We start from the raw sequence: 24,986 nt of genomic DNA, 5'->3' as shown, positions 1-24,986 counted from the left end.
CGCCTGGGACAAGGGTGAATGAAATAGGAACAATCACCCTTAATTTCGGGAGGCGGCCACCAGGGCGTCGAAGAGGCACTGGTTGGCCGGGTCCTTCGCGGCGGTGTCCTCCGGGTGCCACTGCACCCCGAGGAACCACCCGGCCGCGTCGGGCAGCTCGGCCGCCTCGACCGTGCCGTCCACGGCGTGCGCCACCGCCACCAGGCCCTCACCCAGCCCGGAGGCGCACTGGTGGTGGTAGCACGAGGCGCTGATCCGGCTCTCCCCGGTGATCCCGGCCAGCAGCGAGCCCGGCCGTACGGTCACCGGGTGCACCATGTGACGGTGGTCGGCCTCCATGTGCTGCCGGAGCCTGCCTCCCCGCAGCACGTTGACCACCTGCAGCCCCCGGCAGATCGCCAGCGTCGGCAGGCCGGTCGTCAGCGCGTACTCGGCGGCGGCCAGGTCGAAGGCGTCCTGCTCGGCGTCCACGTCGTAGACCGTCTCGTGTGCCACGGCCTCGCCGTACGACTGCGGGGCCAGGTCGCCGCCGCCGGGCAGCAGCAGTCCGTCGGCCACCGCGAGCCGCTCGGCCGCCCGCTCGGCGTCGACCGGGTGCATGAGGAACGGCTCCCCGCCCGCCCGGTACACCGCGTCGGCCAGCGCCCGGGCGGTGACCACGGCCTCGTACCGCAGGGCGGAGGTGGTGGCGGCGAAACGCGACGGGATCGCGATGAGCGGACGTCGAGACATCCCGGACTCCTTCAAAGGTTCATTTGAAGCCAAACGGTACCCTAGAGCTCCTCCTAGGTCTTGACCTGCCATCGCGGCTCACCCTAGGTTGTTTGGAGCCAAACGATTAGGAGAAGCGGATGGCCACTGTCGCCGGTATCCCCGTCCACGGCGATCACTGGATCGGCGGCGAGCGGGTCGGCTCGCCCACCACGTTCGACGACCACTCCCCCATCGACCAGACCCTGCTCGCCCAGGTCGCCCGGGGTGGGGCGGCCGAGGTCGACGCCGCGGTCGGCGCCGCCCACGCCGCCTTCCCCGCCTGGGCCGCGACCTCCCGGGCTGAGCGGGCGCGGTTGCTGCACGCGATCGCCGACGGGGTCGAGGCCAGGCTTGAGGACCTGGCGATCGTGGAGACCACCGACAACGGCGCCCTGCTGCGCTCCCATCTGCGGGGGGTCATGCCGCGGGTGGCGCACAACTTCCGCTTCTTCGCCGACTGGCTGCTGGAGCTGGGTCACGAGGACTTCGAGACCCGCGGTCACACCAACCACGTCAGCTGGGACCCGGCCGGGGTGTGCGCGCTGATCACGCCGTGGAACGCGCCGCTGATGCTGGCCACCTGGAAGATCGCGCCCGCGCTGGCGGCGGGCAACACGGTGGTGCTCAAGCCGGCCGAGTGGACGCCGCTGACCGCCTCCCTGCTGGCCGACATCACCGCCGAGGCCGGGCTGCCCGCCGGGGTGTTCAACGTCGTGCAGGGCTACGGTGCCGAGGCAGGCGCCGCCCTGGTCGCCGACCCCCGGGTGCGGCGCATCAGCTTCACCGGCTCCGTGCCCACGGCCCGGACCATCGCCTCGGCCGCCGCCGCGAACCTCACCCCGCTGTCGCTGGAGCTCGGCGGCAAGTCGCCGCTGATCGTGTTCGCCGACGCCGACCTGGACCTGGCCGTGAACCTGGCGGTCGAGCAGTACGACAACGCCGGGCAGGTCTGCCTGGCCGGTACCCGCCTGCTCGTCGAGGAGTCCGTCGCCGAGGAGTTCACCGCCCGGTTCGTCGAACGCGCCACCGCGTTGAAGCAGGGTGACCCCCGGGACCTGTCCACCGACCTGGGCCCCAACATCCACCCCAGGCACCTGGAGCGCATCGACGGCTTCGTCCAGCGCGCCCTGGAGGCCGGGGCGAAGGCCGTCATCGGCGGCGGCCCCAACACCGACCTGGGCGGCCAGTACTACCGGCCGACCCTGATCACCGGTGCCGCCGAGGGGAGCGAGATCCTCACCGAGGAGGTCTTCGGGCCGGTGCTGACCCTGCAGACCTTCACCGGCGAGCAGCAGGCGGTGGAGATGGCCAACGGGACCCGGTTCGGGCTGGCCGCCACCCTGATCACCGGCGACCAGGAGCGGGCCGAGCGGGTCAGCGCCCAGCTCGTCGCCGGGACGGTGTGGGTGAACTGCTTCTTCGTGCGTGACCTCAAGGCGCCGTTCGGCGGGTCCCGGGAGTCCGGGGTCGGCCGTGAGGGCGGCACCTGGAGCTTCGACTTCTACTGCGACGTGAAGAACACGGTGAGCGCGCCATGGGTCAGGTAGTCGGGGCGGGCCTGCTGGCCCACGTGCCCACCATCGTCCTTCCCGAGGCCACCCGGCGGGAGCTGAACAACGGCCAGGAGATCACCCTGGTCACGGGCCTGCAGCAACTCCGCAAGGACGTCTTCGAGACGGTGGACTACGACACGGTGGTGGTGCTGGACTCGCACTGGGCCACCACGGTCGAGTTCGTCGTCACCGCCCAGCAGCACCGCGCGGGCCTGTTCACCTCCGAGGAACTGCCCCGCGGCATGTGCCGGATGCCCTACGACTTCCCCGGCGACCAGGAACTCGCGCACGCCATCGCCGCCAGGGCGGCCGACCACGCCACCTGGATCACCGCGATCGAGGACCCCTACCTGCCGATCTACTACGCCACCACCAACCTGTGGACGCATCTGGGCGTGGCCGGTAAGCGGTGGGTGAGCATCGGGGTGTGTCAGACCGGTGACGCCGAGGACCACCTGCGGCTCGGACGCGCCCTGGGGGACGCGATCGCCGCGACGGACCGCAAGGTGCTGCTGATCGCCTCCGGCGCCCTGTCGCACACCTTCTGGCCGCTGCGGCATCTGCGGGCGCACGAGGCCTCCGGTCCTGAGCACATCATCACCCCCGAGGCCCGCGCCGCCGACTACGAGCGGATCGGCTGGTTCAAGGAGGGCGATCACGCCCGGGTGCTGGACACCATGCCGGAGTTCGCCCGGTTCAAGCCGGAGGCCCGGTTCGGCCACTACCTCATGATGATCGGCGCGCTGGGTGAGGGGGACTGCACCGCGCCGGGCCGGCAGTACGGGGAGTACGAGAACTCCGTGGGCACCGGCCAGGTCCTGTTGTGGTTCGACCCGCCCGCGGGCGGTTTCCCGGCTCCGCACCGCACCGACCCCTCCAACGACCCCTATCCCTACCCTTACCCCGGCTGACCTGCGCGTTCCGGTACCGTCGTGGGACGGCGCCCCAGTTCTCGCTTTTTCCGACTCTCAACGTGGAAAGGGCCGTTGATGCCCGAATATCGCAGAATCCTGCTCGACGGCGCCGCCACCCAGGTGCGGCGTGAAGGCGACGAACTGGTCAGCGCCGACGGGCGGGTGGTCGGTGTCGAGGAGGCCGTGCACCTGCCGCCGGTCGTCCCCTCCAAGGTCGTCGCGGTGCACCTCAACCACCGCAGCCGGGTCGAGGAGTTCATGACCACCCTGCCCGACGCCCCGACCTACTTCCACAAGCCCACCTCCGCCCTCAACGCGCACAAGGGCGCCGTGGTCCGTCCCGAGCGCTGCAAGTACCTCAACTACGAGGGCGAGGTGGCCATCGTCATCGGCCGCACCGCCCGTAACGTCTCCCCCGAGGAGGCGGGCGACTACATCGCCGGGTACACCATCGGCAACGACTACGGGCTGCACGACTTCCGCGACACCGACGCCGGGTCCATGCTGCGCGTCAAGGGCTCCGACACGCTGTGCCCGCTCGGCCCCGGCCTGGTCACCGACTGGGACTTCCACCACAAGCGGCTGCGCACCCTCGTCAACGGGAAGGTGGTGCAGGACGGCTCCACCGACGAGATGGAGTGGGACATGCACTACCTGGTGGCCGACATCGCCCGCACCATCACCCTCTACCCCGGCGACGTGCTGCTGTCGGGCACCCCGGCCAACTCCCGCCCGGTCCAGCCCGGTGACGTGGTCGAGGTCGAGGTCGAGGGACTGGGCAAGCTGACCAACCACATCGTGACCGGCCCCGCGCCGATCCGCGACGACTGCGGCGCCCAGCCGACCGAGTCGGAGGAGGTCATCTCCACCACCTTCGGCGGCGACTGGGAGTTCCGCGGCATCCGCGCGCCCCAGCGCTAGGGCCTGTTTTGCGGATCCCTAGGGTCCGCCCCGGCGGAGCACGTCGGGAGGTCGGGGGCCTGCGGCCCTGTCCGGCAGGCCCCTGACCGTGCCTGCGCCGGGGCCGAGGGAGTACAGGGGCAGGTGAACCCCGGCCGGAGTGATCCGGCCGGGGTTCACCCGTTCAGGCGCGCGTCACAGCGGGTGTCACAGTGGATGTCACGGCTGGGGCTGCGCGAGGGTCGGGCCGGCGCTCATGGCCGCCCGCCAGATGGCGTAGAGGGTGGCGTCGGCGGCCCGGTCCAGGATCGTGTCGTTGATGTTGCTCGTGGTGTCGCAGGCGGAGTGGTAGCAGGAGTCGTAGGGCTGGTTGGCCGTACCTCCCCACTTGGAGGCCTGGGCGTAGGTCTTACGGGCGCTGGCTCCGGCCGCGACCCCGGAGGTGGGGATGCCCCCGTTGCGGAAGGAGGCGTCGTCGGAGCGGTTGGCGCCCTCGACGTTCTCCTCGGTCTGGACACCGATCTGGTTGTAGAAGGCCTTGAGATCGGCCGCCGCCGCGGTGGAGATGTTGTTGATGAAGTAGCCGCCGTTGCGCGAGCCGACCATGTCGAAGTTCAGATACCGCTTGATCTTGGAGCGCCCGGCCGAGCCGAGCGAGTTGACGTAGAACTTCGAACCGAGCAGACCCTGCTCCTCGTCGGTCCACCAGCCGAACCGCACGTGCTTGGCCAGGGTCGGCCTGTACTGGGCCAGGGTCAGTGCGACCTCAAGCAGGCTGGCGGAGCCCGAGCCGTTGTCGTTGATGCCGGGACCGGCGGAGACGCTGTCGAGATGGGCACCGGCCATGATGACCTGGTTGACGTCACCGCCCGGCCAGTCGGCGATCAGGTTGGGACCCGCGCCCCGGCTGCAGCCGCTGGTGCAGCTCTGCCGGGTCACGGTGTAGCCCGCGGCGCGCAGCTTGTTCTCGATGTAGGTGACCGAGGCGGTGTAACCCGCGCCGGTCGAACGGCGGGTGCCGCCGTTGCTCGACGCGATGGACTGGAACTGCTGCAGGTGGGCCTTGACGTTGGCCAGGCTGACCCCAGGGGGGTCACCGGGTCCCGTGGGGGCCACCACCGGCGTCACCGTGGGGACCGGGACCGGGGGCGGGGTCGGCGTGGCGGAGGGGACGTTGACCGCTCTCCAGGCCGCCCAGACGGCGGCGTACTCGACGCTGCGGGAGCCGTACAGCTCGGCCGCGGCGGCGAGGGTCGCACGGTGGACGTCGGTGTGACGCCAGGTCGAGGTCCTGCGCAGCAGGGCGTTCAGGAAGATCTTGCCCGCCTTCTTGATGCCGATGCCGGCCAGGTAGGGCGGACCGGAGCAGACCGGGCTGTTCGGCTTGCCGCCTCCGGGGTGGGTGCCCTCGGCCAGCAGGTAGAACCAGTGGTTCTGCGGCCCGGCCGCGGCGTGCACCTCGGTGATGGGGATCGTGGAGGAGTAGCAGTTGGGCGCGCTGTCGATCAGCGACGGGTTGGCCATGTTCCTGATCGGGCCGGTGCCGAGCAGGTCGACCTCCTCGCCGATGGTGTAGTCCGGCGGGTCGCCGGGGACGTTCGCGTAGTGTTCGAGCAGCGTGCCGAAGATGTCACCCGCCGACTCGTTCAGCCCGCCGAACTCGTTCCCGGTGCCCATGCTGCCGCTGCCCGCGAACTGGAAGATGGCGTGGCCGTACTCGTGGCCGATGACGTCCAACGCGGTGGCCTGCTGGGTGTTCGCCCGGTTGCGGCCGAAGACGGCGTAGGAGCCGCTCCAGTACGCGTTGGCGTCGTTCATGCCGACCCGCGTCGGGAAGCCGCCGCCACGGCCGTTGAAGCCGTTGTAGCCGAACCAGTCGCGGAGCATGTCCCACATCTTCTGGGCGGCCCAGAAGGCGTCGACACAGCCGGTCTCCAGGCTGGTGCCGGTTCCGTCACCCCAGGAGTCGACGTCCTTGGTGTACGGCGCGCCGTTCTGCCCGCCGCAGGCCAGGCCGTTGCGGGTGGGGTCCTTCATCGTGTAGGAGCCGGCGGAGCCGGAGGTGGAGATCGTCACCTGGCCGTTGTAGAAGCCGTTGCCGGTGCCGTACTTGACCAGGTCGTAGGCGTCGATGACCGAGCCGTCGAGGGCGTCGACGAAGACGTGCTGGACGCTCGGTTTCCGGTCGGCGACGCCGGAGACCGCGACCTCCCAGGCGAGCCTTTCGCCCTTCTCCCCGGCCCGCACCACGAGCCTCGGCTGCTCGGCCTTGTCCACCTGGGACAGCCTGGCCTTGGCGACCTTCAGGGCGCTCCTCGTGCTGACCTTCGGCGTCAGCGCGACGTCCCCGGTGGGGCCGGTGGCCGCGACGGTGTCCATGATCTTTCCGGCGGCGTCGGTGACGACCACCGCGTCGCCGCCGACCACCGGCAGCCCCTTGTAGGCGCGCTCGTAGCCGACGTACTGCGTGCCGTCGGCGCCGGAGGTCACGCCGGTGCGCTCGAAGCTCTCCTCCGGGCCCCTGCGTAACACGCCCAGCCCCTCGGCGACCGCCTTGTCCGCGGCCTGCGCGGCCAGCGCCCTGGGGTCGCTTCCGGGGTCGGCCGTCGTCGCGTTCGACGTTCCCGGGGTGGTCTGTCCGGCCGCGTTCACGGGTGCCGTGTAGAGCGTGGTCGCCGCGACCGTGGCGACACCCACCGTCACCGCGATCAGTCCCTTACGTTTCATGCGTGTCGTTCCTTCCTGGCTTCCCCGCCTGCCTGGCGTTCGCTGGGAACACCGGGCGCCGACGCCACCGGAAAAATCCGGAAGGTACGGAACATCACGGGGATTGGGGGGCAGAAAAGGGATACGGTTCTAACTTTGCCGGCCAAACGGTAAGCACTAAGTGGCCACCGAAAAACCGCCGCCACATGCGTGGCTCAGTAGAAGAAGCTACGTATCCTCCCCCGAAAAAACCACCCCTTTGGCCAGGGATGTCTCGCCCCCCAATTACCGAAATTTCATGAAAAGGAAGGCACTATATCGGGGGTACGACGCCTCGGACAATGAACAGCCAGGGGGTATTACCCGAGACTATGGACGCCCGTTGGGTGCAAATGATCTCAATTCCATGCGACCTTAAACAAACCGGCTCCTGCCGTTCTCCGAGGAACCGGACACCCCCCGCACGCCGAGGAGACCACCGTGGGCGCCGATCGCGTAACCGACGAGACCGAGAACGGCATCAGCAGGAAGACGCTGCTGAAGGCGGCCCTGATGGGTGTGCCGATCCCGCTGCTGCTCGGCCAGGCCGCACCCGCGCTGGCCGGGGAGGCCGGGCGGCTCCTCGACCCCACGCCGTTCTGCGACGACGACCCGACCGTCCAGCAGCCCGTGGGCGTCCACTTCAGGCCGAGCTCTCCCGCGCGCAACGTCTTTCCCGGCTCCGGCACCCCGCTGAAGGTCAGCGGTTTCGTCGTGAACCGCTCCTGCGACCCGCTGCCCAACGTCCTGATGGACTTCTGGCACGCGGACAGCCAGGGAAAATACGACAGCGTCGGGTTCGCGTTCCGCGGCCACCAGCTCACCGACCCCCGGGGCGCCTTCAAGCTGACCACGGTCGTGCCCGGCCCCTATCCCAGCCGCACCCGGCACATCCACGTCAAGATCCAGGCCCCCGGCCTGCGGCTGCTGACCACCCAGCTCTACTTCCCCGGGGAACCGCGCAACAGCGTCGACGTCCTCTTCGACCCCCGGCTGCTCCTGAACATGTACGCCGGCAACGGAACCTACGTCTTCGTCCTCGACTCCACCGGGTGAGCCACCGGGTCACACCGTTCTCTCGCCCTCCAGCACCCGAAGCACCCACGCGTCCAGATGCGGGCAGTCACGCCGCAGGGCGGCGAGGCCGTGATCCGCGATGGCGAGAGGCCCGTCATGGGTCTTCCGTTATCCCGGGTACGTCGCCAGGATGCGCTTCGAAGGGGCGGTCTCCCCTCCGTCGTTGACCAGTTCGGGCCCTCCGGCGCGTTCGGCCTGCTTGCGCAGGGCGTCGGCGACATCCGGCCTGCCGAGAAGCTCCCCCAGCTCTTTCGCCGCGGCGAACACCCACGTCTCCGTCTCGTGCAGAACAAGGTTCGGAACGAGACGCGGGCCATCGTCCAGCGCACGATGGACGGCCCTCTCCACATGCTCGACGCGCGCGTGAGGCGTCCCACTCGGAAGGTCGTCCATCCCAGGGGTGTCCCGGGGAAGGCCGTAGTAGGAGTAGTCGTCGAGCCATTCCCGGAGGGCCTCGGGCTCCGGCCTGCGCAGGACCGTTTCCCCCTCGTCCCTCTCGGCCACCACGAGGTCGTCGAGGGAGAACTGGTTGAGCAGGGTCACCGACTGGGTGGCGATGACGATCTGGCTGCGGGTGGCGGCGGATCTCAGCATGTCCGCCAGCTGGACGATCGCGAACGGGTGCAGTCCCAGCTCGGGTTCGTCCAGGGTCAGCAGGGCGGGAGGCCTCGGCTGCAGAAGAAGTGTGGTCAGGCAGATGTAACGCAGGGTGCCGTCCGAGAGGGCCTCCGCGGGGAAGACCGCGTCGACGCCCTGCTGGTTCCAGCGGAGGCTGGTCCGCCCCTTGGCGTCCTCCACCAGGACGAAGTCGCGGAAGAACGGCGCCATCACCCGCACCGTGCTTCGGATCCGTTCGTAACTCTCCGGGTGTTCCCTGCGCAGGTACAGGAGGAAGGCTGCGAGGTTTCCCGCATCCGGCCGCAGGAAGTCCTGGCCGTCCACGTAGCCGAGCTGTTTGACCGGGGCGTTCCTGCTGGTGTCCCGGAAGTGGAAGACCCGGCACCCCCGCAGGATGTCCACCACGTCCTCCGTATCCTCCGGCGCGGTGTGCAGGAGCGTCTCCCGATGACCGCTTCCGAAGGAGACACCCCACCGTTTGGCGAGGCCCGAGCGCCGACGGGTGATCCTCTCCTGTTCGAAGATCAGTGTGTCGTTCGCCGCGGCAACCAGCACCGCCTCGTAGCCGCTCGTCATCTCACCGTCTCCGGCCTGGATTCCCAGGACGATGGATCCGCCCGCCTTGGCCCCCGCGTGCAGAAGGGCCTGTGCGCCTCCCCTGAGGCCGACCTCAAGGCCGAGCTCGCCGTCGGCGATCCTGCCGAGGAGTTCCACGGCGGCGATGAAGTTGCTCTTGCCCGCGCCGTTCGCCCCCACCAGGAGCGTGATGTCCCCCAGCCGGACATCGGCCTGGCGGATCGAGGTGTATCCCTCGACGTGGATGTTCTGGATCTTGCGCGGCATATCCCAAGCGTACGGTCCAACTTCCTGGACAGTACGACTTCCTGGACGGTTCCGTGGTGGTCAGCCCTCCCGGCCGGTGATCAGGGTGGCCACGCCGTCGAGGATGCGGTCGAGGCCGAAGGTCAGGGCGACCTCCGGGTCGGCGGGGGCGTCGTACTCCTGGCCCGCTGCCTGGCCGACCCGGGAGGCGACGGGGAACCTGCTCTCGTCGGCGACCTTGTCCAGCAGGGGCGCGTTGGCCACCCACCACTCGTCGTCGGTCAGGCCGCTGTCGCGCCGGGCCTCCTCCAGGCTCGCCCTGGTCCGCGCGGTGCCCTCGACGTGGGTCAGGACCAGGGTGAGGACGGCGTCCATCTCCAGGTCGGTCAGGCCGATGCCGTCGAGGGGCCGCAGCTCGGCCTCGTACTTGAGCACGGCGTTGGGTCCCAGGGCGGGGCGGCCCCCCGTGACCTGCAGCATCCAGGGGTGGCGTAGGTAGAGGTCCCAGTTGCGCGCGGCGACGAACCGCAGCGCCCCCCGCCAGCCGCCGGGTTGTGCGGAGGGCGCGTCCACGTCGTCGTAGAGCCTGCCGTACGCGGTGTCGACCATCAGGTCCACCAGCTCTGTCTTGCCGGGCACGTGGGTGTAGAGCGACATGGTGCCGACCCGCAGCCGCTCGGCGACCTGGCGCATGGAGACGGCCTCGATGCCCTCGGTGTCGGCCAGCTCGACGGCGGCCTCGACGATCGCGCGGATGGTCAGCCCGGACCTTCCCGGCCTGCCGTGCGCCCCCCACAGCAGGGCCAGGCTGCGGGCGGGGTCGGCGCCCTTTCTTCCGCTCACGGGAACAGTCTCCAAACCTTCGGCGTTGACCCCACTATAGTCATTCAGTACGGTGTACGGTACGCCGTACGAAAGAAAGGGGTGCACGTGGGGCGACCCGAGTTCACGATCGACGCCGAGGGTGTGCGCAAGCGCTACCCGAAGGCGCCGGAGGGGACGGGTTTGAATGGGTTCGACCTGCGGGTGCGGGCGGGCTCGGTGCGCGGGCTGCTCGGCCCGAACGGGGCGGGCAAGACGACCGCGGTCCGGATCCTGGCCACGCTGCTCGAAGCCGACGCCGGGCGGGTGAGCGTCGCCGGGTTCGACGTCGCGACGCAGGCCCGGCACGTCCGCCGGAACATCGGGCTCGTCGGGCAGTACGCCGCGGTCGACGAGGTGCTGACCGGACGGCAGAACCTCGTGATGTTCGGCAGGCTGAACCACCTGCCCGCCCCGGTGGCCAGAAGCAGGGCCGAGGAGCTGCTCGAACGCTTCTCCCTGACCGAGAGCGCCGGCAGATCGGTCGCGACCTACTCGGGGGGCATGCGGCGCAGGCTCGACCTGGCCGCGAGCCTGATCGTGGCGCCGCCGGTGCTGCTGGTCGACGAGCCGACGACCGGTCTCGACCCGGCGGCCCGCGCCGAGGTGTGGGAGGCGGTCCGCGAGCTGGCCGAGTCGGGCACGACCGTGCTGCTGACCACCCAGTATTTGGAGGAGGCCGACCGGCTGGCCGACCGGATCTCGATGCTCAGGGCCGGTCGGGTCGTCGCCGAGGGCACGCCGGACGAGCTCAAGGCCACCGTCGGCGGTGACCGGATCGACGTCGTGCTGTCCGGTGGCGACGACGTGACGACGGTGCTCGGTCTGGCGGGCCGGGTCGCCTCCGGCGAGCCGTACGCCGAGGGTGACCGGGTCAGCGTGCCGGTGGCCGGGCGCACCCGCGCGCTGGCCGAGCTGGTTTCGGCGCTGAACGAGGCGGGCGTCGAGCCCCAGGACATCACCCTGCGCCGTCCGACGCTCGACGAGGTCTTCCTCAAACTCACCAAGGAGGTCGTTCGATGACGGCACTGTCCACGGTCGGCTGGGCCTTCGCGGACACCTGGACGATCACCAGGCGCGACCTGAACCACTGGGCCCTGCGGCCCGGCACGGTCGCCATCGGCTGGGTCTTCCCCGTCATGATCGCGCTGATGTTCGGCGGCCTGTTCGGCGGCGCGATCGAGGTGCCCGGCGGGGGAGGTTACTTCGACTTCCTGATGCCCGGGATGTTCGCCATGACCGTGTTCTTCGGACTGGAGAACACCATGATGGCCGTGACGACCGACGCCGCGAAGGGCGTGACCGACAGGTTCCGCTCGATGCCGATGAGCTCACCGGCCGTCGTGGCGGGCCGCTGCGTCGCCGACATGCTCAACTCGGTGGTCGGCCTGGCCGTCATGGTCGGCGCGGGGCTCGCGCTCGGCTGGCGCTGGCACGAGGGACCCGGCCCGGCCCTGGCCGCGTTCGGGCTGCTGCTCCTGCTGCGCTTCGCCCTGCTGTGGGTGGGAATCCTGGCGGGCCTGGCCGCCGGCGGCCCGGAGTCGGTGACGGCCGTGCAGATCCTGGTCTGGCCGGTGGGCTTCCTGTCCAACGTCTTCGTCGACCCGGCGACCATGCCCTCCTGGCTCGGCGCCATCGCCGAGTGGAACCCGCTCTCGGTCACGGCGGCGGCCGTACGGGACCTGTTCGGGACCCCGGGCTTCGAGGCCGGGTCCTGGATCACCCTGAACGCGATCCCCATGGCCGTGGCGTGGCCGCTGCTGCTCGTCGCGGTCTTCCTGCCGCTGTCGGTACGGAAATACCGCCATCTGAGCAGGACATGAAAAAGGGACCGTCCCGGGCGCACCCCCGGGACGGTCCCTCGCCTGGTGGCTCAGTTCCCGGCGCGCTCGTAGACGACCTTCCCGCCGAGGACGGTCAGGTCGACCGGGATGTCGGCGTAGTCGTGCGGGTCGCCGGCGCGCAGGTCACCGCCGAGGACGCACAGGTCGGCGATCTTGCCGACCTCGACGCTGCCCTTCCAGGACTCGGCGAAGTCCTGGCGGGCGGGGTTGATCGTGTAGGCGCGCAGCGCGGTGGCCAGGTCCACGCACTGGTCGGGGCCGCTGACCTTGCCGGTCGCCTTGGACTCGCGCAGCATCATCGAGGCGACGGCCTGGCGCCAGTTGGGCTCGGTGATCGGCGCGTCCGAGCTTGAGCAGACCGCGACGCCCGCCTCGACCGCGGAGCGGACCGGCCACTGGTACTCGGAGCGCGCCTTGCCGAGGATGTCGTCCATCATGTCGGCGGTCATCCACTTGATGCCGGGGTTCATGTTGACCGAGTAGCCGTGCGCGGCGAGTTTGGCCAGGCTCTCGGCGGAGACGAAGTCGCCGTGGATGAGGTAGTGCCTGGCGTCCGGCCTGGGGTGGACCTCGTTGGCCGCGACGAAGGCGTCCACCACGGCGTCGATGCCCCGGTCACCGGTGACGTGCACCCCGAGCTGGTAGCCCGCGGCGTGCGCGTGCCTGATCATCTCCCGCAGCTCGGCCTCCTGCAGGGCGGCGGTCGCGCCGTGCACGCACAGCGAACCGTAGCCTCCCGCGCTGCCGTACGGCTCGTGCATCCAGGCGGTCTCGTTGGGCGGGACACCGTCGGCGAAGATCTTCACGCCGATGACCGACAGCAGGTCGGGGTCGATGTCGTCGGGCACGCCGAGGCCTTCGAGCCCGGCGACCAGGTCGGCCGCGGAGCCGCCGATGGCGGCGGGCAGCAGCAGGACCCTGACCCTGGCGGCCAGTTCCCCGGCGCGGGCCAGCTCGATGTAGGCGTCCAGGGACTCGGTGCTGAGGCCGCCGCCGAGGATCTGGGTGCCGCCGGGGCCGAGGCCGGGCTCGGTGTAGCTGGTGATGCCCTCGGCGTGCAGGGCGGCGACGGCCTGGCGGATGGCCTCCTTGCGCTGCTCGACGCTCGCGACCGGGATGAGGCCCTGCACGAGGGCCTGGGCGGCCTCCTTCAGGATGCCGGTCGGCTCACCGTCGGCGTCCACCTCGATCACCCCGCCCACAGGGGCGACGGTGTCGCGGGTGATCCCGGCGATCTCCAGGGCCCTGGAGTTGACCCACAGCATGTGCGCGGAGAAGTCGGTCAGCGCGACCGGGTGGTCGGGGGAGACGGCGTCCAGGTCACGGTGGTGCGGGCGGCGGGACGGGTCGGCGAGGACTTCGGCGAGGTAGCCGAGGTCCCAGCCGAGACCGGTGATCCACTCTCCCTCGGGGGTGGTCTCGGTGGCCCGCCGTACGGTCTCGGCGATGTCGGCGATGGACCTGACGGCGGGGTAGCCGACGCTGAGCGCGAAGGGCGGCCTGGTCAGACCCCAGGCGGCGCCGTGCAGGTGCGAGTCGTTGATGCCGGGCAGGAGCGTACGGCCCGCCAGGTCGATCACCCGGGTCTCCGGTCCGGCCAGCGCCTCGATCTCCGCGGTCTCACCGACGGCGAGGATGCGTCCGTCCCGCACCGCGACCGCCTGGGCCACGGAGAAGTCGGCGTCGACGGTCAGGACGTCGCCGTTGACCAGGATCAGGTCCGCTGGTTGGGACATCGGAGGCCTCCAAGGGGTTGTTTGAATGAATGTATGGACCCAAATGACTCTCCGTCAATGGGGGGCCGCGCAGCTCACGGCGTACAAACCTTGCCAACACCCACCCCCGGGACATACCGTTTGGACCCAAATCTTTAGACGACAGGCGGAGGCGTGCCCGTGGCGACCCCGAAGATGCTGCTCATCCTCAGCGAGAACTGGACGATGACGCCGGGCGACGACCTGGCCTCCGTCGTCCGGTGGGCCCGTGAGGCGGAGGACGCCGGATTCGACTCGGTGATGCTCAGCGAACACGTGGTGCTCGGCCCCGACTCCGGCGCCCTGGGGGTCATGCCCAACCCCAGGGAGTACGCCCTGCCCGGCAACCAGGACCCGAAGACCTCCTGGCCCAACTCGATCGTCCTGCTCAGCGCCATCGCCGCGGTGACCAGCCAGATCCGGCTCGTCGCCGGGGCGATCCTGGCCCCGCTGCGCCACCCGCTGCTGCTGGCCAAAGAGATGGCCACCCTGGACCGGCTCAGCGAGGGCCGTCTCGTCGTGCTCCCCACGGTGAGCTGGAGCCGTGACGAGTACGCCGCCCTCGGCGTGCCGTACGACAAGCGCGGCAAGCTCCTCGACGAGCACCTGGCCGCCTGGGACCTGCTCTGGAAGGAGTCCCCGGCGAGCTTCGACGGCGAGTACTACCCGTTCGAGGACGTCTACCTGGAGCCCAAGCCCTTCCGCCCCGGCGGCCCCACCCTCTGGTTCGGCGGCCAGACCCTGCACGGCCCGCTGCTGCGGCGCCTGGTCCGCTACGGCCACGGCTTCAACCCGCTCGGCAGGCCCAAGCCCGAGGAGCTCGACCTGCTCGCGAACGCGATGCGCGAGGCCGGACGGGACATCTCCGAGCTTGAGATGATCGGCGGCACCCGGGCGATCTTCCCCGACAACGACTCGGTCGCCGACCTCGACCAGGCGCTGTCCACCATCCCCGACCAGATGGCCCAGGGCTTCGACACCTTCTGCATCAAGCCCTCCCAGTTCACCGACGACCCGCACGACGTCGCGGCCTTCTGCCGCCGGGTGATGGCCCGCGTCGAGACCCTCACCAGCTAACTTCACCAGCTAAGGAGACGCATGGACACCCTGCGCAACGTGATCGGCGGGCAGAGCGGGGAGCCCGCGGGCGGTGAGTGGATGGACCTCGTCGACCCGGCCACGGAGAAGGTGTACGGCCGCGCGCCCCGCTCGAACGCCGACGACGTCGCCGCCGCGGTCGCCGCCGCCACCGAGGCCGCCCGTTCCTGGCGACGCAGCACCCCGGCCAGGCGGCAGGAGCTCCTGCTCGACCTCGCCCGGTTGATGGAGGAGAACCGCGACGCGCTGACCGAGGCCGAGGTACGGTCGACCGGCAAGCCCCGCGGCATCACCCGCCGCGTGGACGTCGGCGGGTCCATCGACGCCATCCGCTACTTCGCCGGCGCCGCCCGGGTCCTGGAGGGCCTGGGCGCCACCGAGTACGCCGAGGGCCACACCTCGTTCGTACGGCGTGAGCCGATCGGCGTCGTCGCCCAGGTGACGCCGTGGAACTACCCGCTCATGATGGCCGCCTGGAAGATCGGCCCCGCCCTGGCCGCGGGCAACACCCTGGTCATCAAGCCCGCCGACAGCACACCCGGCTCGACCGTGCTGCTCGGCGAGCTGTGCGCGCAGGTCTTCCCGCCCGGCGTCGTCAACGTCGTCTGCGGCGACCGTGACACGGGCCGGGCGCTCGTCGAGCACCCCGGCGTCGAGATGGTCGCCATCACCGGTTCGACCCGCGCCGGGATCGAGGTCATGCGCTCGGCCGCCGACGACCTCAAGGACGTCCACCTCGAACTGGGCGGCAAGGCCCCGGCCGTGGTCTTCGGCGACGTGGACGTGGTCGAGACGGCCCGCTCGGTCGCCGAGGCCGCCTTCTTCAACACCGGCCAGGACTGCACCGCCGTCACCCGCGTGCTGGTCGAGGAGAGCGTCGCCGAGGCCTTCACCCAGGCTCTCGCCGAGGCCGCGGACGCCCTGACCGTCGGCGCCCCCGACGAGGAGGGCGTCTTCCTCGGTCCGTCCAACAACGCCGCGCAGGCCGAACGGGTCGCCTCCTTCGTCGAGGGGCTGCCCGGCCACGCCCGCGTCGTCACCGGCGGCCACCGCCTGGACAGGCCCGGCTACTTCTTCGCCCCCACCGTGGTCGCCGGGGTCCGCCAGGACGACGACATCGTGCAGCAGGAGGTCTTCGGCCCGGTCGTGACCGTGCAGTCCTTCGCCGACGAGCGGGAGGCGATCGAGCTGGCCAACGGCGTCCCCTACGCCCTGGCCGCCAGCGTCTGGACCCGCGACACGGGCCGGGCGATGCGGCTGACCGCGGAACTGGACTTCGGCGCGGTCTGGGTCAACTGCCACCAGGTGATCATCCCCGAACTGCCCCACGGCGGCTTCAAGCACTCGGGAACCGGCAAGGACCTGTCGCGGTACGGCTTCGACGCCTACACCCGCGTGAAGCACGTGATGATCAGTCACTCCTGACTTCCGGTCGCGAGCCTTCTGGTCCGGAGAAGGCTCGCCGACCGGGGTTTCCGACGAGGAAGGGGCGCGCCCAACGGGCACGCCCCTTCCGCTGTTTCCTTCCCATCCGGCCTTTCCACCTGGGCTCTTCCAGCCGGGATTTCCGCTCGGCGCCTTCCGTCCGGACCTTCCACCTGAGGCCTGCCCGCTGAAGCTTTCCGCCCAGGGCTCTTCCAGCTGAAGCGTCTGTTTGGGGTGTCAGCCGTCCTGTGTCCAGAGGCGTAGTCTCTCCGGGTTGCGGACCACCCAGATCCGGGTGACGTGACCGTCGGCGACGTCGAACGCGGCCACGGTCGTGACGACACCGGCACGCCGTCGACCGGCCGCTCCAGGAGTTCGAGCTCCGGGGCCATGTCGCGACCATGTACCGGGCGATGCGTGGGCCGCGGTGGACCCGGTTCTCACCGGACGAGCCGACCGAAGCAACCGGTACCGACGCCTCCGTCACCCTTGCGAAGGGCGGCGAGGTGGTCGCGCACAGGGCGGGTGCTCATGTTCCCGCCCTGTGTCGTGCCGTGTGGCGTTTCGGCCTGGGACGACGGCGCCGCTCCAGCCGGGCCGAAGGAGCGGATCCGCCCCCTGTAACCCTTTGGGAGATTCTGACCAAAGGGGGTGTTAGCCAACGAAGGGGGGCATTGCCAGTGCTTCGCAAACAGGCGGAGATCGCCACAGATCACGCGGCGTTCGAAGCCTTCTACCGGCGGCACGTCGATGCGGTCACCCGCTTCCTCGCACGACGCGTCGACGACCCGCACACCGTGGCCGACATGGTGGCCGAGGTGTTCATGGCGGTGCTCAACTCCGCCCACACCTACCGGGCCGAGCAGGGGACCGAGCTCGCGTGGCTGTACGGCGTGGCACGCAACAGGGTCTCGACCGAGCGGCGGCGTTCGTTCAAGGAGTGGCGGCTGGCGAGCCGGATGAGCGGGAGGCGACCACTGGACAGTGACGACATCGCCAAGCTTGAGGAGCGCATCGACGCGGAGCAGCCCGCCAGGCGGCTCTTCACGGCCATGGCCGGCCTGCCGAAGGGGGAACGCGCCGTACTCGAACTGGTCGTCATCGACCAGCTCACGGTCACCGAGGCGGCGGTGGCCCTCGGCATCCAGCCGGGGGCCGCCAAGGTGCGGTTGCACCGCGCTCGCCGCAGGCTGCGGGGATTGCCCTTCGTTCTGGAAGGAACACTGGGATGAGTTTCGAGGAACAGATACTGATGCAGATGAAAGCCGAGATCACCGCGCGCGCCAACCGTCGACGCATCGGTCGCCGCCTGCTCACGGGGGCGGCGGTGGCCGGGCTGGCCGCGGCGGCGACGATCGCGATGCCGCTGTTGACCGGGTCGGAACAGGCCGCGTACGCGGTGACCAGGAACACCGACGGCACGATCAACGTCAAGCTGAACGAGTTCAGGGACGCCGACAAGCTGGAACAGGATCTGAAAAAGATGGGGGTGTCCGCGGACATCACCTACCTCAAGTCCGGTAAGGCGTGCCAGGGGAACAGGGGAGACATCGTTGGGGGCGCATCCCCGGAGGAATGGGAGGGCTCCGCGTCCGCCAAGGCCGTTCGCCTGCTGCCTCACGGAGGAGGGTTGGAAATCGATCCTCGGTATGTCGGAAACGGGCAGACCCTGGTGATGATGCTCACCGAGAACAAGGACCGCGTGTTCGGGTCGGAGAGATCGGGGACGCAGTGGCAACTCCCCACCTACGTGGTCAATGGCCAGGTCAAACCATGCGTTGTGGTCGACGACCCGCTCTGGAACGACGTCGACGGCTCCGGCGGGCCCCCGGCGGGAAGCTGAACCCGCCAGGAGTGCCCCGGACCGTCCAGGCGGCCTTCCACTCCTTCCGCCCCGACCGTGGCCGCCGGGGTCCGTGATCAAGCCGTGGTGATCGGCCACTCCTGACGGCCTCCCCTCCAGGTCGCGAGCCTTCTGGTCCGGGGGAGCGGGCCTCCTCTTCAGGTCGCGAGCCTCCTGATCCGGAGGAGCAGGCCTTCTGATCCGGAGGAGCGAGTTTTCTGGTCCGGAGGAGGCTTTCCGATCGGGGAGGTCTTCCACGAGGAAGGGGCGTGCCCACCAGGCACGTCCCTTCTTGTGTTCTCCACCGGAGTGTCAGCCGTCCTGTGCCCAGAGGCGTAGTTTCTCCGGGTTGCGGACCACCCAGATCCGGGTGACATGACCGTCGACGATGTCGAACGCGGCCACGGTCGTGACCACACCGGCACGCCGGGCCACCAGACCCGGCATGCCGTTGACCGACCGCTCCAGGAGTTCGAGCCCCGGGGCCATGTCGGCGATGGCGACCATGTACCGGGCGATGCGCGCGCCGCCCTCGACCGGGTGCGGTACGGTGCCGACCGCTCCCCCGCCGTCGGCGACCATCACGGCGGCCGGGTCGAGGAGGCCGACGAGGGCCGTGATGTCCTTCGTCTCCCACGCCTCCTTGACCTGCCGTACCGCGTCGGTCCGCCCGGCCACCGTCACCGTCGTCGGGGCCCGCGTGCCGTCCACCCGCCGCCGGGCGGAGGCCGCCAGCTGCTTGCAGGCCGCGGGGGTCCGGTCGAGGACGTCGGCGATCTCGGCGAAGGAGTAGCGGAAGACGTCGTGCAGGACGAACGCCACCCGTTCGGCCGGGGTCATCGACTCCAGGACGACGAGAAAGGCCATGGCCACCGACTCGTCCAGGACCAGCTGGTCGGCGGGGTCGGCGCCCTGGCCGTGGCCCCACTCGGCGCGGTCGGGCAGCGGCTCGGGCAGCCACGCGCCGACGTAGCGCTCACGCCGGGCCCGCGCCGAGCCGAGCACGTCCAGGCAGACGCGACCGGTCACGGTCGTCAGCCAGGCGCCGGGAGACACGATCTCCTCCCGTTTGCCTCGCGGTAGCGCGTACCAGCGCGTGTAGGCCTCCTGTACGGCGTCCTCGGCCTCGGCCAGTGAACCGAGCAACCGGTAGGCGACATTGATCAGTTGGCGCCGCTCAGCGGCCGTCCCAGCCGTGTCCATGCTCCCGGCCGCCTCCTCGCCTTACCTTTCGCGGGCCTGCGTCGTCGGACTGATGAGACCTTATCGATCCACTACCTAGGGGTACTTTTCAGCACTATCCAACACTCCCTGGCGCGTCCAGATATTTCCGGACACTTCAAGATCTTTTCTGGCGCTTCACGGCACTTCCGGGTGTCTCAGGGCACTCTCAGGCATTTTTTGGCCCTTCAGGGCACCGACAGGCACTCCAAGACACTTCCAGGGCGGAACAGGGGAACCGTGACATGGCCACTCAGGCGACAGCACAGCGCAACTTCTCGTTTCTGCGGATCGCGATCGCTCTGCAGACCCTGACCATCTTCGTCCAGGCGACCTCCGCCGGACTGCTGCTGTCCACCTCCTACGGGGAGACCCTGCACAGCGCCGGAGCCCGCGTCATGTACGGAGCGTCGGTCCTCTACGTCCTCGCGGCGATCCTGGCCTGGAAGCCAGGCGGCGGTTCCCCCCGCCCCATCCTCCACGCCGCCGGCTTCATCATCCTGGCCTCCGTCCAGGTACTGCTCGGCATCGCCCACATTCCCTCGGTCCACCTCCCCCTGGGCGTCCTGATGTTCGGCCTGAGCCTGCTCGCCCTGTCCCGAACCTGGCACAGGCCCTGAACCCGTGTTCCACCCCCTCGGCCGCCAACCGCCTTTCGTGGCACACGAAGGCGCGATGGCCCGAGTCACGAACCCTTCAGGGTGATGAGCGACTCACCTCGGCGGAGAAGACCGCGCCGGCTGAGATGCTGTTGCGAACCCTTCAGGGTGATGAGCGGCCCGAGGGTAAAATCCCAGATCAGGCAGGCCGCGACGAACCCCGGGCTCTTGTCCGTGCCAACCTGTGGAGTGTGTGGTTCAGGCTGGTTCGGCGCCGTGGGCGGTGGCGATGGCGTCGATGTGGTGGGCCAGGTCGAAGTCCTTGGCGGTGAGGCGGTGTCCGGCGTCGTGGGTGGTGACGGCGAAGCGGATGCGTTGCCAGGTGATGTGCATGTCGGGGTGGTGTCCGACCTCGCGGGCCTTGGCCGCGACGTACACGGCCAGGTGGACGCACTCGTGGTAGGTGTGCCGGAAGGTCCGCTCGATCGTGTGCCCGTTCCGTTCCCAGCCGGGCAGCCCGGCCAGACGCTCGGCGATCTCCTCATCGGACAACGGGTGGAGGGTCATGGGTCCGTCAGCAGGTGGGTGCCGTCGTGGTGGCGTACGGCGGGTGGCTGGCCGGGGCGCATGGCGTCCAGGACACGTACGGCGAATGCCTCGTTGGCGAGGGTTTTCACTTCCTGGGGGTCGGCCCAGTGGAAGGCGCGGCTTTCGCGGTTCTTGGTGAGGTGGCCGCCGGTGGCGGCGCAGCGGAAGACCAGGGCGACGACGGCGCGGGTCATGTTCTTGTAGACCCCGGTCAGGGCGAGAGGTTCGACGATCAGGCCGGTCTCCTCGCGCACTTCGCGCACCAGACCGGTGGTGATGTCCTCGTCGCGCTCCAGGATGCCACCGGGTGCTTCCCAGTGGCCGTTGTCGCGCCGCTGGACGAGCAGCGCACGTCCCTGGTCGTCGAGAACCACCCCGGCCACACTGACCGAGTGCCCAACCTCCAGGTGATCCATCTGGTGCCCTCCGGACTTTTGCTGATCGCTATTCTCGGGCTGCGATACATGTATGTACGAGTTGAGGAGTGATCGTGGCCGAGCTGTCCCTTCCGGACCTGGACCCGACCAGTGATCGGGCTGTTTTCCGGCAGATCGCTGATCACATTCGGAACGCGATCGAGCGTGGGGTTCTCGCCGAGGGTGACAAGGTGCCTTCGGAGGCTCAGCTCATGCAACACTACGGCGTCGCGCGGATGACTGTTCGCAACGCTCTCCAGGTCCTGCAGGGTGAGGGTTTGACGGTGGCCGAGCATGGGCGCGGGGTATTCGTCCGGTCGCATCCGCCGGTTCGGCGGCTGGCGTCGGATCGGTTCGCGCGCCGTCATCGCCAATCGGGCAAGGCCGCGTTCATCGTGGAGACCGAGGGCGCGGGTGGGAAGCCGTCCGTTGACTTCATCAAGGTCTCCGAGGAGAGGCCGTCGGTGGAGGTCGCGGAGAAACTGGGGATCACGCTGGAGGATCTTGTGGTCTGCCGGTCGCGCCGGTATCTGATCAATGGTCAGCCGGTGGAGATGGCCAGATCGTATGTCCCGGTGGAGATCGCTCGTGGGACGAGGATCGCGGAGCCGGACAGCGGGCCGGGTGGGATCTACGCCCGCTTGGAGGAGCTGGGGTTCCAGTTGGATCATTTCGTGGAGGACATCCAGTCTCGGATGCCGCTTCGTGATGAGGCGCGAGCGCTCAAGTTGGCGCCGGGCGTCCCGGTGTTTCGTCTGGTTCGTACGGCTTACACCGTTGATGGTCGGGCGGTTGAGGTGTGTGACACGGTGATGTCCAGCGATGCCTACGTGTTGTCGTACGAACTTCCTGCGCGATAGCGCTTGACGAACTCCTCTAGAGGAGCCATAAATAGTCATGCGCGATCTCCTCTAGACGAGTGGACATCTAGAGCGATTGTGAGGCGGCATGGCAAACACCTTGTAATCACCCGATAGCCCCGAGGCTCTCGGCGTACGCCGAACGACGACTCGACCCTTCGCAAAGGAGCTGCGGTTCATGGAAAACGCCAGATCCATCTCCGCTTGCCAGACGATCCCGGGCTGGCGGCTGATCGTCAGCGATGCCGGTCGGTTCTGGGCGATCCGCAATCGGGCTTTCCCGCGTACGGCGTTGCGGGCGGGCGCGGAACCGACGGTGGACGCCGACACCTTCGAGGAGGTCCGGGAGGCCGTGGCCGAGCAGGAGGAGAAGGCCCGCACCGCTGTTGAGGGGGTGTCCCCGTGACGGGGCGGCATCGGGACGGCCTGCCGTACGCGCCGGTGTATCGGCGGGTGTGGGACGGCCCGGCCCGCGCCGAGGCGGAGCGGCTCGACCGGGCGTGGGTTGAGTGGACGGTTCTCTACAGCCTGGGAAAGCGGTGCTTCTACGCCATGGCCGCTTGGGACGGCCCGCGACCGGTGATCGTCGAGGACTCCACCGGGGAAGGGCTGGAGGAGCGGATACGGGAGGCGGAGATGATCCGGGCGATGCGGCTCGCGCCGCCTTCGTTGGCTCGGCGGAGGCGTCCGGCCTCTGAAGTGCGGGGTCGGGTCGTGGCCGAAGGGCGTTCGCCGGACGGGAGGGCGGCATGACGCTCCCGGCCTGGGCTTCTCGTCAAGTTTCTGAGTTTTCAGATCGAACCTGTAACTCCGTGCAGACGGCTCACCCGGACTGGCTCGTCTTCCACAGCTCGCGGTCCGGCCTGTGGAGCGCCTACCGGAGCGCCCTGTCCGGCAGGCCGTACCCCGGGAAGGTGCTGTTGGTGCGGGCCGAGTCCGCCGAGGAACTGGATCGCAAGTTGAGCGCCCAGGTGTCTCCGGTGGTACCGCCGAGCATCCAGGCCGTGGCCGTCGCCCGCGCCCTGCAAGCTCGAACCGCTCAGGGTTCCCGGGCCGTTCACGCCGTCGGGCCAGGTCGGTCCACGGCGTTGCGCAGACTTCTGCGCTCCTAGAAGCCGGTACGGCGAGCGGTGGAACGCCATCCCACCCGCCGCCTCGCCGTACCTCATGACGTGCGGCTCAGGTAGGAGGGACCTGAGCCGCACACCCCGCGAGACGGCTTCCACGCACGCTGACGTGCTGGGGAAGGGGGAGCCGTCTGGCGCACCAGCCCCGAGTTTGGGGCTGGTCCTCCTCCAGGGTGCCCGGCCGCCTGCTCCCCGGCTCGGGGCCGGGCACCCGCCTCGCGAAGACGAGATCCTCCACCGCAGCAGCTACTGAACGCCTGCCCACCGCACCAGTCCCTCCAGGAGAACCGCATGTCCCCACTCAAGGTCGTCGCCCCCGACGGGACCTTCGCCACCGGGCCGGACACCACCGAACGCCTCCTCACTCCTGGTGAGGTCGCCCGGATTTTCGGGGTGGACCCCAAAACCGTCAACCGCTGGGCCCTCACCGGCCGCATCCCCTCGGTAAGAACCCCCAGCAAACAAGGTCGCTACCGCGAAACTGACATCAAGGCCCTCCTCAACACCTCGCCTTGATCGCTCTTCCAGGCCCGACTAATTGCGATAGCCGCTGGAAGGAGAGCACACAGATATTAACGATTTTCCCGCCGAAAACCCGGTTCTTCCCTGATGAAAGGAATGCCGCGAAATGGAAGACCTAGAATTCCATCGGCGGTTCGGAAAGACCAGGACCCTAATACTGCAACCGACCACACTATGCAATCTTGATTGTGTTTACTGTTACCTTCCGCACCGACGTCTCAGCAATGAGATGTCTCCCAAGGTCGCCCAGGCCGTTGCCGAATCAGCGGCCGAGCTGATCAGCCCCGACCATCCGTTGGAAATCGTGTGGCACGGCGGGGAACCCATGGCTCTGGGCCTGCGCAAGTTCCACGCGCTGCTCATGCCGTTCGAACAGTTCCGCGACATGGGGCAGGTTCAGCACTACATGCAGACCAATGCCACCCTCGTCGACGACGAATGGTGCGACCTGCTTGCTCGTCACCAGATCCGTGTCGGCGTCAGTATCGACGGCCCGGCGGCTCTGAACGCTCGGCGAGTCGATCTGCGCGGCCGTCCGGCCTTCGACCGGATCGTGCGTGGCATCGACCGCCTGCGTGAGCACGGTATCCGCTTCAGCGTGATCGCCGTCGTGGGGACCGAAGGCATCGAACAGCCCGAGTCACTCCTCGATACCCTCGCCGACCTGGGACCGAACACCATCGGACTGAACGTGGAGGAGATGGAAGGTGTCAACGATCGGCGGTGCGAGATCACCCGAGACCAGGCCGAACGGTTCTGGAAGGGGGTCATGGATTGGCGCAGAGCCCATCGCGGGGGACCCGAACTGCGGGAACTCGATCGGCTCGCCGATTATCTGTATCTCGCCCGCAGCGGGCAACTCGACGAGTGGTGCAGGTACGGGCTCGATCCGATTCCGACCGTTTCGGTGGATGGAAACGTGGTGCTGCTGTCGCCTGAACTGGCAGGTATCGACGACAACACCTACGGCAGCTTCCTCGCCGGGAACGTCTGCTCTCAGACCATTTCCAGCATGCTGGTCCATGCCCACCGGCTGCGCTACGTCCGCGAGTTCATGGCCGGCCTGCGGCGCTGCGAAGCTGAATGCGAATTCTGGAAATTCTGCCAAGGCGCCCAGGCGGGAAACCGCTACTTCGAGAACGGCAGTTTCGCCACGACTGAGACCGACTACTGCCGACTCACTCGCCAAGCCCTCGTCACTGCCCTGTACACCTCAACCAAAAAGGAGAACGCGGCATGACCATGTTGGAGTACCTGACCACGGCAGATGCGAAGGTGATCGATGAGCTGATCAGTACCAGCGCATTTCAAGCCCCTGGTCCGCTTCAGGCCGCTAAGTTCGACAACAAGCCGAGCTGGGACAACCAGAAGGGCGGAGCCTTCGACAACAGGCCCGGTTGGGACAACTGGAGCAAGAAAAAGTAGTAGATGGCCGGCTAGGCGACC

Annotated in this window: 26 protein-coding genes; 18 read left to right on the top strand and 8 right to left on the bottom strand. The window is 68.9% G+C overall.

Translation table 11 applies throughout. The features are described from left to right. Positions 1-39: 39 nt before the first annotated feature. Positions 40-732 carry a gamma-glutamyl-gamma-aminobutyrate hydrolase family protein gene (locus ABZ463_RS38610; RefSeq protein WP_362784496.1) on the bottom strand — a complete coding sequence of 231 codons (693 nt, stop codon included), beginning with the start codon at positions 730-732 and terminating at the stop codon, positions 40-42. Positions 733-851: 119 nt separating this feature from the next. Between ABZ463_RS38610 and ABZ463_RS38605 the strand changes: the two genes are divergently transcribed. The 3 genes from ABZ463_RS38605 (at position 852) to ABZ463_RS38595 (ending at position 4,141) form a co-directional block, all read left to right on the top strand. Further along, on the top strand, positions 852-2,300 hold the full coding sequence (locus ABZ463_RS38605) for an aldehyde dehydrogenase (RefSeq protein WP_362784493.1): 1,449 nt from the start codon (positions 852-854) through the stop codon (positions 2,298-2,300). Then, a complete protein-coding gene (locus ABZ463_RS38600; protein ID WP_352014011.1) occupies positions 2,288-3,217 on the top strand; it encodes a catechol 1,2-dioxygenase in 930 nt (309 codons plus the stop codon). The genes ABZ463_RS38605 and ABZ463_RS38600 overlap by 13 nt, the downstream gene beginning before the upstream one ends. Before the next feature lie 78 nt (positions 3,218-3,295). Continuing rightward, the gene (locus tag ABZ463_RS38595) at positions 3,296-4,141 is read left to right on the top strand and encodes a fumarylacetoacetate hydrolase family protein (protein ID WP_352014012.1); all 846 of its coding nucleotides are present in this window, start codon (positions 3,296-3,298) and stop codon (positions 4,139-4,141) included. Between the two features lie 198 nt (positions 4,142-4,339). Here the strand turns inward: ABZ463_RS38595 and ABZ463_RS38590 are convergent, their stop codons facing one another. Then, complete coding sequence (locus ABZ463_RS38590) at positions 4,340-6,847, bottom strand: M28 family peptidase (RefSeq protein ID WP_362784489.1); 2,508 nt, start codon at positions 6,845-6,847, stop codon at positions 4,340-4,342. Positions 6,848-7,306: 459 nt separating this feature from the next. Here ABZ463_RS38590 and ABZ463_RS38585 point away from each other — a divergent pair, with 459 nt between their 5' ends. Next, a complete protein-coding gene (locus ABZ463_RS38585; protein WP_362784486.1) occupies positions 7,307-7,921 on the top strand; it encodes a dioxygenase in 615 nt (204 codons plus the stop codon). Positions 7,922-8,050: 129 nt separating this feature from the next. Here the strand turns inward: ABZ463_RS38585 and ABZ463_RS38580 are convergent, their stop codons facing one another. Together ABZ463_RS38580 and ABZ463_RS38575 are read right to left on the bottom strand one after the other, a co-directional pair. Further along, entirely contained in the window at positions 8,051-9,403 is a 1,353-nt protein-coding gene (locus ABZ463_RS38580) for a DUF4276 family protein (RefSeq protein ID WP_362784483.1), read from the bottom strand. A 60-nt stretch (positions 9,404-9,463) separates the two neighbouring features. Then, positions 9,464-10,225, bottom strand: coding sequence for a TetR/AcrR family transcriptional regulator (locus ABZ463_RS38575; protein WP_352014015.1), 762 nt, complete (start codon positions 10,223-10,225; stop codon positions 9,464-9,466). An 87-nt stretch (positions 10,226-10,312) separates the two neighbouring features. On the opposite strand from ABZ463_RS38575, the gene ABZ463_RS38570 reads away from it, so the two are divergent. Beyond that, entirely contained in the window at positions 10,313-11,266 is a 954-nt protein-coding gene (locus ABZ463_RS38570) for an ATP-binding cassette domain-containing protein (protein WP_362784480.1), read from the top strand. Then, complete coding sequence (locus ABZ463_RS38565; RefSeq protein WP_362784477.1) at positions 11,263-12,066, top strand: ABC transporter permease; 804 nt, start codon at positions 11,263-11,265, stop codon at positions 12,064-12,066. The genes ABZ463_RS38570 and ABZ463_RS38565 overlap by 4 nt, the downstream gene beginning before the upstream one ends. A gap of 50 nt (positions 12,067-12,116) precedes the next feature. Here ABZ463_RS38565 and ABZ463_RS38560 read toward each other — a convergent pair whose 3' ends face one another. Beyond that, positions 12,117-13,823: an amidohydrolase gene (locus ABZ463_RS38560; RefSeq protein ID WP_362784474.1), complete on the bottom strand. Its 1,707-nt coding sequence runs from the start codon at positions 13,821-13,823 to the stop codon at positions 12,117-12,119. 159 nt (positions 13,824-13,982) lie between these two features. On the opposite strand from ABZ463_RS38560, the gene ABZ463_RS38555 reads away from it, so the two are divergent. From ABZ463_RS38555 to ABZ463_RS38540, 4 genes are all read left to right on the top strand, one after another. Then, positions 13,983-14,918 carry a TIGR03619 family F420-dependent LLM class oxidoreductase gene (locus ABZ463_RS38555; RefSeq protein WP_352014019.1) on the top strand — a complete coding sequence of 312 codons (936 nt, stop codon included), beginning with the start codon at positions 13,983-13,985 and terminating at the stop codon, positions 14,916-14,918. 21 nt (positions 14,919-14,939) lie between these two features. Further along, on the top strand, positions 14,940-16,364 hold the full coding sequence (locus ABZ463_RS38550) for a gamma-aminobutyraldehyde dehydrogenase (protein WP_362784471.1): 1,425 nt from the start codon (positions 14,940-14,942) through the stop codon (positions 16,362-16,364). A 680-nt stretch (positions 16,365-17,044) separates the two neighbouring features. After that, positions 17,045-17,596, top strand: coding sequence for a sigma-70 family RNA polymerase sigma factor (locus ABZ463_RS38545; RefSeq protein WP_352014021.1), 552 nt, complete (start codon positions 17,045-17,047; stop codon positions 17,594-17,596). Continuing rightward, the gene (locus tag ABZ463_RS38540) at positions 17,593-18,207 is read left to right on the top strand and encodes a hypothetical protein (RefSeq protein ID WP_352014022.1); all 615 of its coding nucleotides are present in this window, start codon (positions 17,593-17,595) and stop codon (positions 18,205-18,207) included. Before ABZ463_RS38545 ends, ABZ463_RS38540 begins: the two co-directional genes overlap by 4 nt. 312 nt (positions 18,208-18,519) lie before the next feature. Here ABZ463_RS38540 and sigJ read toward each other — a convergent pair whose 3' ends face one another. Continuing rightward, positions 18,520-19,410, bottom strand: coding sequence for an RNA polymerase sigma factor SigJ (sigJ, locus tag ABZ463_RS38535; RefSeq protein ID WP_362784467.1), 891 nt, complete (start codon positions 19,408-19,410; stop codon positions 18,520-18,522). A gap of 263 nt (positions 19,411-19,673) precedes the next feature. Between sigJ and ABZ463_RS38530 the strand changes: the two genes are divergently transcribed. Next, a complete protein-coding gene (locus ABZ463_RS38530; protein WP_362784464.1) occupies positions 19,674-20,048 on the top strand; it encodes a hypothetical protein in 375 nt (124 codons plus the stop codon). Positions 20,049-20,285: 237 nt separating this feature from the next. Here ABZ463_RS38530 and ABZ463_RS38525 read toward each other — a convergent pair whose 3' ends face one another. After that, a complete protein-coding gene (locus ABZ463_RS38525; RefSeq protein ID WP_362784459.1) occupies positions 20,286-20,579 on the bottom strand; it encodes a 4a-hydroxytetrahydrobiopterin dehydratase in 294 nt (97 codons plus the stop codon). Positions 20,580-20,590: 11 nt separating this feature from the next. Then, positions 20,591-21,031: an NUDIX domain-containing protein gene (locus ABZ463_RS38520; RefSeq protein ID WP_362784457.1), complete on the bottom strand. Its 441-nt coding sequence runs from the start codon at positions 21,029-21,031 to the stop codon at positions 20,591-20,593. Between the two features lie 74 nt (positions 21,032-21,105). Between ABZ463_RS38520 and ABZ463_RS38515 the strand changes: the two genes are divergently transcribed. From ABZ463_RS38515 to amcA, 7 genes are all read left to right on the top strand, one after another. Then, positions 21,106-21,891, top strand: a complete 786-nt coding sequence (locus ABZ463_RS38515) for a GntR family transcriptional regulator (protein ID WP_362784454.1) — start codon at positions 21,106-21,108, stop codon at positions 21,889-21,891. A gap of 178 nt (positions 21,892-22,069) precedes the next feature. Continuing rightward, the gene (locus ABZ463_RS38510) at positions 22,070-22,297 is read left to right on the top strand and encodes a hypothetical protein (protein WP_362784451.1); all 228 of its coding nucleotides are present in this window, start codon (positions 22,070-22,072) and stop codon (positions 22,295-22,297) included. After that, the gene (locus tag ABZ463_RS38505) at positions 22,294-22,644 is read left to right on the top strand and encodes a hypothetical protein (RefSeq protein ID WP_362784449.1); all 351 of its coding nucleotides are present in this window, start codon (positions 22,294-22,296) and stop codon (positions 22,642-22,644) included. The genes ABZ463_RS38510 and ABZ463_RS38505 overlap by 4 nt, the downstream gene beginning before the upstream one ends. 59 nt (positions 22,645-22,703) lie before the next feature. Beyond that, complete coding sequence (locus ABZ463_RS38500) at positions 22,704-23,003, top strand: hypothetical protein (RefSeq protein WP_362784446.1); 300 nt, start codon at positions 22,704-22,706, stop codon at positions 23,001-23,003. Between the two features lie 306 nt (positions 23,004-23,309). Continuing rightward, positions 23,310-23,534, top strand: a complete 225-nt coding sequence (locus ABZ463_RS38495; RefSeq protein ID WP_362784443.1) for a helix-turn-helix domain-containing protein — start codon at positions 23,310-23,312, stop codon at positions 23,532-23,534. A gap of 112 nt (positions 23,535-23,646) precedes the next feature. Continuing rightward, a complete protein-coding gene (gene amcB / locus ABZ463_RS38490) occupies positions 23,647-24,780 on the top strand; it encodes a cyclophane-forming radical SAM peptide maturase AmcB (RefSeq protein ID WP_362784440.1) in 1,134 nt (377 codons plus the stop codon). Further along, positions 24,777-24,965 (top strand): multiple cyclophane-containing RiPP AmcA, encoded by a 189-nt coding sequence (gene amcA, locus ABZ463_RS38485; RefSeq protein WP_362784437.1) that lies wholly within the window; start codon positions 24,777-24,779, stop codon positions 24,963-24,965. Before amcB ends, amcA begins: the two co-directional genes overlap by 4 nt. Positions 24,966-24,986: the final 21 nt, after the last annotated feature.

Source organism: Streptosporangium sp. NPDC020145, assembly GCF_040631275.1.
Lineage (GTDB): Bacteria > Actinomycetota > Actinomycetes > Streptosporangiales > Streptosporangiaceae > Streptosporangium.
The sequence above is the reverse complement of the archived record's forward strand: the minus strand, read 5'-3'. Positions and strand labels throughout refer to the sequence as shown.

Excerpts from the sequence above, each read along its gene's own strand:
- ABZ463_RS38520 (WP_362784457.1), bottom strand. The coding sequence starts at position 21,031 with ATGGATCACCTGGAGGTTGGGCACTCGGTCAGTGTGGCCGGGGTGGTT.
- ABZ463_RS38510 (WP_362784451.1), top strand. The coding sequence starts at position 22,070 with ATGGAAAACGCCAGATCCATCTCCGCTTGCCAGACGATCCCGGGCTGG.
- sigJ (WP_362784467.1), bottom strand. The coding sequence starts at position 19,410 with ATGGACACGGCTGGGACGGCCGCTGAGCGGCGCCAACTGATCAATGTC.
- ABZ463_RS38590 (WP_362784489.1), bottom strand. The coding sequence starts at position 6,847 with ATGAAACGTAAGGGACTGATCGCGGTGACGGTGGGTGTCGCCACGGTC.
- ABZ463_RS38600 (WP_352014011.1), top strand. The coding sequence starts at position 2,288 with ATGGGTCAGGTAGTCGGGGCGGGCCTGCTGGCCCACGTGCCCACCATC.
- ABZ463_RS38495 (WP_362784443.1), top strand. The coding sequence starts at position 23,310 with ATGTCCCCACTCAAGGTCGTCGCCCCCGACGGGACCTTCGCCACCGGG.
- ABZ463_RS38550 (WP_362784471.1), top strand. The coding sequence starts at position 14,940 with ATGGACACCCTGCGCAACGTGATCGGCGGGCAGAGCGGGGAGCCCGCG.
- ABZ463_RS38595 (WP_352014012.1), top strand. The coding sequence starts at position 3,296 with ATGCCCGAATATCGCAGAATCCTGCTCGACGGCGCCGCCACCCAGGTG.
- amcB (WP_362784440.1), top strand. The coding sequence starts at position 23,647 with ATGGAAGACCTAGAATTCCATCGGCGGTTCGGAAAGACCAGGACCCTA.
- ABZ463_RS38565 (WP_362784477.1), top strand. The coding sequence starts at position 11,263 with ATGACGGCACTGTCCACGGTCGGCTGGGCCTTCGCGGACACCTGGACG.
- ABZ463_RS38560 (WP_362784474.1), bottom strand. The coding sequence starts at position 13,823 with ATGTCCCAACCAGCGGACCTGATCCTGGTCAACGGCGACGTCCTGACC.
- ABZ463_RS38610 (WP_362784496.1), bottom strand. The coding sequence starts at position 732 with ATGTCTCGACGTCCGCTCATCGCGATCCCGTCGCGTTTCGCCGCCACC.
- ABZ463_RS38540 (WP_352014022.1), top strand. The coding sequence starts at position 17,593 with ATGAGTTTCGAGGAACAGATACTGATGCAGATGAAAGCCGAGATCACC.
- ABZ463_RS38530 (WP_362784464.1), top strand. The coding sequence starts at position 19,674 with ATGGCCACTCAGGCGACAGCACAGCGCAACTTCTCGTTTCTGCGGATC.
- ABZ463_RS38605 (WP_362784493.1), top strand. The coding sequence starts at position 852 with ATGGCCACTGTCGCCGGTATCCCCGTCCACGGCGATCACTGGATCGGC.
- amcA (WP_362784437.1), top strand. The coding sequence starts at position 24,777 with ATGACCATGTTGGAGTACCTGACCACGGCAGATGCGAAGGTGATCGAT.
- ABZ463_RS38580 (WP_362784483.1), bottom strand. The coding sequence starts at position 9,403 with ATGCCGCGCAAGATCCAGAACATCCACGTCGAGGGATACACCTCGATC.